This is a genomic window from Deinococcus indicus (assembly GCF_002198095.1).
GTDB classification, from domain to species: domain Bacteria; phylum Deinococcota; class Deinococci; order Deinococcales; family Deinococcaceae; genus Deinococcus; species Deinococcus caeni.
Map to the genome: position 1 here is coordinate 1 of NZ_NHMK01000008.1, position 5,000 is coordinate 5,000.

At 65.3% G+C, this 5,000-nt stretch carries 5 protein-coding genes (1 of these 5 running past the window's edge); all 5 read right to left on the reverse strand.

Annotated features, from left to right (window positions below):
- A protein-coding gene (locus CBQ26_RS23100) for an IS630 family transposase (protein ID WP_425319424.1) occupies window positions 1-1,084 on the reverse strand; the annotation gives its coding sequence in 2 pieces (ribosomal slippage) (window positions 1-658 and window positions 658-1,084; 1,085 coding nt annotated over the 2 pieces). This gene is flagged as partial in the annotation.
- A 37-nt stretch (window positions 1,085-1,121) separates the two neighbouring features.
- On the reverse strand, window positions 1,122-1,547 hold the full coding sequence (locus CBQ26_RS02025) for a hypothetical protein (RefSeq protein ID WP_088246946.1): 426 nt from the start codon (window positions 1,545-1,547) through the stop codon (window positions 1,122-1,124).
- A gap of 180 nt (window positions 1,548-1,727) precedes the next feature.
- The gene (gene fusA, locus CBQ26_RS02030) at window positions 1,728-3,821 is read right to left on the reverse strand and encodes an elongation factor G (protein ID WP_088246947.1); all 2,094 of its coding nucleotides are present in this window, start codon (window positions 3,819-3,821) and stop codon (window positions 1,728-1,730) included.
- A 156-nt stretch (window positions 3,822-3,977) separates the two neighbouring features.
- Entirely contained in the window at window positions 3,978-4,448 is a 471-nt protein-coding gene (gene rpsG, locus CBQ26_RS02035; RefSeq protein ID WP_055363464.1) for a 30S ribosomal protein S7, read from the reverse strand.
- Between the two features lie 159 nt (window positions 4,449-4,607).
- On the reverse strand, window positions 4,608-5,000 hold the 3' portion of the coding sequence (gene rpsL / locus CBQ26_RS02040) for a 30S ribosomal protein S12 (RefSeq protein ID WP_055363465.1). It continues 12 nt past the right edge of the window; the window shows 393 of its 405 coding nt (coding positions 13-405); its start codon lies beyond the right edge, outside the window; it ends in the stop codon at window positions 4,608-4,610.

Genomic DNA, 5,000 nt, shown 5'->3' on the forward strand with positions numbered 1-5,000 from the left:
AGCTTGTCCCGTGCAGCCGATATCGAGAACTGCCAATTCGCCCGCACCGACCGCGCATTGCGGTCGGTTTCCCACGCCAGCAACTCCGCTTCAACGGCATCCACACTGGCCAATCGCTGCCCCAGACACTGTCGCTGCAGGACTGACCACTCCAGTTCCGCCATGTTGAGCCACGACGCATGTTTGGGCGTGTGCACCCACTCGAAGCGTCGGCTCAGCCGACGCGCCTCCTCAGCCGGGAGATGCTGATACAGCGCGGCCGGACTGTGCGTCGACAGCTGATCCAGCACCAGCACGATCCTGTCCGCTGCCGCATACCGCACGTCCAGCGCCTGGAGCTGCGCCGCGAACTCGGCGTTCCCTCGCCGCTCCGTGACCGTCACGGTGCGCTGACCCATCAGCGGTTCGAAGGCCACGAAGAAATTCACCGTGCCACAGCGTTTGTATTCATGGTCGACCCGTGCCGGGTGTCCCGGCACGGGTGGCAGCGGATCCCGCACATGATCGAGCATCTGGTAGGACTTCTCGTCGAAGCAGATCACCGGCCGACAGGCATCGTAGGGCAGCGCGTAGGTGTCCAGTACGGCCTCCATCCGCCACACGAAGTCCGCGCCTACCTGAGCGACACACCAACTCTCGACCTGCCACGGTTTGAGGACGTTTTTTTCAGTGTGCGCCGGACAGTTTCATCACTGATGCTGTCTACGACCCCCAGCGTCACCAGGCGATCAGCCAGCAACTGCATCGTCCAGGTTTCGCGCCCGACGGGCGCGGAGCACACTTCGGCAATGAGGATGGCCGTCCCGTGAGCATCAAGTTTGGGCGGCTGTTTCGGTCGGGCTCTTTCGTACAGGGCGGCCTTCAGGCCGCCCTGTACGAACTTGCGCCGGATGGATGCTACGGTCACGGTGCTGACGCCCACCCGCTCGGCGACGTCCCGGTCCTTCAGTCCCTGGTCACTGAGCAGTAACAGGCGGGCGCGGGTCATGACCCGCGCACTGTGGACGCCTTTGCGGGTCATGTCCGTCAGTTCCTGCCGCTCGTGTGCCGATAACGCCACCATAAACTGTTTCTGTCTTCCCATCCCTCAGCTTAGATCAAACCAAGCCTGTGGTCATCCACTAGCGGGTGGTGTACGCCACGACCTGCCGGTCGAAGGCGCCGATCAGCATGAAGATGCCCAGCACCGGCCCGAACGGCAGGGCCAGCAGGCTGAGCACCGCGATCACGATGGCCGACACCCGCCCCCAGGCGCGGCCCTCCATGACCGCGCGCCGCGTGAAGTACAGCCAGAGGATCAGGGCGGTCGTCAACGCGAACGAGATCCACAGCACCAGTGAGATCTGCGACTCGTCCAGCCGGACCGGCGCACTCCCCTGCGCGAACATGTCCAGCATGTCGTTCAGCGTGGGCCCGGCAAACGGCAGCGACAGCAGGGAAAAGCCGTTGTAGAACAGCGCGATCAGCAGCGGCACCGTGATGAACGACAGGCGGGCCGGCGGGGTCGGCAGGGGGGATCTGGAGGCGGGATCGGTGGGCATGGTCATCCGCCCCAGAGTATCAGTCCGGCCCGGACGGCCCCATGACGCCGCTCCGGGCCGCTGCCCCGTACCGCCGCCGCGCTGGCCGGGGCAGGGCGGGACACGCAACGGCAGAGGCGGCCCCCCTCAGGAGTCCGCCTCTGTCCGTGCGTTCCGTTTAGAACGCCTGCTTCCCGTGGGGGAAGGTTACTTCTTCATCAGCTGCTGGGCGATGTTGTTGGGCAGCTGGGTGTAGTGGTCGAAGAACATGGAGTAGCTGGCGCGGCCCTGCGTCTTGGAGCGCATGTCGGTCGCGTAACCGAACATCTCGCTCAGGGGCACGAAGGCCTTGACGATCTGGGCGTTGCCGCGGGCTTCCATGCCCTGAATCTGGCCACGGCGGCTGTTCAGGTCGCCGATGATGTCACCCATGTACTCCTCGGGGGTGGTCACCTCGACGCGCATGACGGGTTCCAGGATGGCGGGGCTGCCCTTCTGGACGGCTTCCTTCAGGCCCATCGAACCGGCGATCTTGAAGGCCATTTCCGAGGAGTCCACTTCGTGGTAGCTGCCGTCGTAGATGGTGACTTTCAGGTCGACCACGGGGAAGCCCAGCATGGGGCCGCTCTGCATGGCTTCCTCGACGCCTTTCTGGGCCGGCCCGATGTACTCCTTGGGCACGGTGCCGCCGACGACGGCGTTCTCGAAGATGAAGCCGGCGCCGGGCTCCAGGGGCTCCACGCGCAGCTTGACGTGACCGTACTGACCGCGACCACCGGACTGGCGGGCGAACTTGCTGTCCACCTCGACCTGCTTGGTGATGGTTTCACGGTAGGCCACCTGGGGCGCGCCGACGTTCGCGTCGACCTTGTACTCGCGCTTCAGGCGGTCCACCAGGATTTCCAGGTGCAGTTCGCCCATCCCGGCGATGGTGGTCTGGCCGGACTCCTGGTCGGATTCCACGCGGAAGGTAGGATCCTCTTCGGCCAATTTCTGCAGGCCGATGCCCATCTTTTCCTGGTCGGCCTTCGTCTTGGGCTCGATGGCGAGCTTGATGACGGGCTCGGGCACGTCGATGCTCTCCAGCAGGACCTTGTCGTCGCCGTCGCCGATCAGGGTGTTGCCGGTACCGGCGTCTTTCAGGCCGATGACGGCGCCGAGTTCCCCGGCCTTCAGTTCCGTGACTTCCTCGCGGCTGTTGGCGTGCATCTTCAGCAGGCGGCCCACGCGTTCACGCTTCTCTTTGGTCGCGTTGTACACGTAGCTGCCGGACTGCAGGGTGCCCGAGTAGATGCGCACGAAGGTCAGGCGGCCCACGTAGGGGTCGGCCATGATCTTGAAGGCCAGCGCGGCCAGTTTGCCTTCGGGGTCGGCGGGGAATTCCTGGGTGTCCTCGCTGTCCTCGATCTTGCCCTTGATCGCCGGAACTTCCAGCGGGCTGGGCAGGTAGTCGATGACGGCGTCGAGCAGCAGCTGCACGCCCTTGTTCTTCAGCGCGCTGCCGCACAGCACCGGGAAGATCTTCTTCTCGATGGTGCCCTTGCGGATGGCGGCGACGAGTTCCTCGACGCTGGGTTCCTCGCCTTCGAGGTACTTCATCATCAGGTCTTCGTCGACTTCGGCGGCGGCCTCGATCAGCTGGGCGCGGATCTCGGCGACCTTGTCCGCGTACTCGGCGGGAACTTCGGTTTCCTCAATGTCGGTGCCCAGGTCGTTGGTATAGAAGTGGGCGCGCTGGCGCACGACGTCGATGATGCCCTTGAACTCGTTCTCGGCGCCCATGGGGTACTGGATGGGGGCCGCGACGGCGCCGAGGCGCTCCTTGATGTCGTTCAGCACGAGCTCGAAGCTGGCGCCGGTCTTGTCCATCTTGTTGCTGAACGCGATGCGGGGCACGCCGTAACGGTCGGCCTGACGCCACACGGTTTCAGACTGGGGCTCGACGCCCTGGCTGGAGTCGAACACGGCGACGGCGCCGTCGAGCACGCGCATGGAGCGTTCCACTTCGATGGTGAAGTCCACGTGACCGGGGGTGTCGATGATGTTCACGACGTATTCCTGGTCGGTGCCGCTGCGCTTCCACTTGGCGGTCGTGGCGGCGGCGGTGATGGTGATGCCGCGCTCGCGCTCCTGCTCCATCCAGTCCATGGTGGCGGCGCCGTCGTGCACTTCGCCGATGTTGTGGGTACGGCCGGTGTAGTACAGGATGCGCTCGGTGGTGGTGGTCTTACCGGCGTCGATGTGCGCGGCAATCCCGATGTTACGGAAGTGGGTCAGGTACTGCTGGGCTTTGGTGGTCATAAGACTCCCTGATTCTGTCGGGTGACGTGTCTCGTCACCGTCAGCTCGGCGCGGAGGCCGTGTGGGGCGCGGGTCTCATGCGAAATGGACGGCGGGCGGGCCGCCGTCCGTCTCGCTCCCTTCAGTGGCCCCCGGTGTGGGGGCCGTGAAGCGGGATTACCAGCGGTAGTGCGCGTAGGCGCGGTTGGCTTCCGCCATGCGCTCAATGTCGTCTTTCTTCTTGATGGCGCCGCCACGGCCCTGCGCGGCGTCCATGATTTCACCGGCGAGACGCTCGATGGCGGTGCGCTCGGGGCGGCTCTCGACGGCGGCCATCATCCAGCGCAGCGTGAGGCTCTGCTGGCGGCGGGCGCTGACTTCGACGGGCACCTGGTAGGTGCTGCCGCCGACGCGGCGGCTGCGGACTTCGACGCGGGGTTTGACGTTGTCGAAGGCCTGCTTGAAGATCTTCAGGGACTCCTGGCCGGTGCGTTCCTGCACGAGCTTCATGGCTCCGTAGAAGATGCGGCTGGCGAGGTTCTTCTTGCCATCCTGCATGATGCGGTTGATGGTCGCGCTCACCAGCACGTCCTGGTAGACCAGGTCGGGCTGAATGACGCGCACTTCTGCTTGGCGGCGACGTGCCATGTTGACTCCCTTTGGCCCCGTCCGGCCCACTGCCGGGCGGGGATTGCGCGCTCAGGCGCGAATAACTTGCTTCACTGGCGTTCCCGCGTGGGAAGGCCGGCTCACGGCGAAGGTCACGCGGACGCGGGCAGCCGCTGGGGGCGGCCCGGTCGGGTGTGGTTACTTCTTCTTCGCGCCCGCGGCGGCGGCGCCGGCCTTGGGCTTCTTGGTGCCGTACTTGGAGCGGCTCTTGTTGCGGTCCTTGACGCCCTGGGTGTCGAGGCTGCCGCGCACGATGTGGTAACGCACACCGGGAAGGTCCTTGACACGGCCGCCGCGGATCAGCACGACGCTGTGCTCCTGCAGGTTGTGGCCTTCACCGGGGATGTACGCGGTGACTTCGAAGGCGCTGGACAGGCGGACGCGGGCGATCTTACGCAGCGCCGAGTTCGGCTTCTTGGGGGTGGTGGTCTTGACGACCGTGCACACGCCGCGGCGGAAGGGGCTGCCTTTGAGGGCAGGGACCTTGCTCTTCTTCTGGATCGTCTTGCGACCCTTACGGAGCAGTTGCTG

Excerpts from the sequence above, each read along its gene's own strand:
- CBQ26_RS02025 (WP_088246946.1), bottom strand. The coding sequence starts at position 1,547 with ATGACCATGCCCACCGATCCCGCCTCCAGATCCCCCCTGCCGACCCCG.
- fusA (WP_088246947.1), bottom strand. The coding sequence starts at position 3,821 with ATGACCACCAAAGCCCAGCAGTACCTGACCCACTTCCGTAACATCGGG.
- rpsG (WP_055363464.1), bottom strand. The coding sequence starts at position 4,448 with ATGGCACGTCGCCGCCAAGCAGAAGTGCGCGTCATTCAGCCCGACCTG.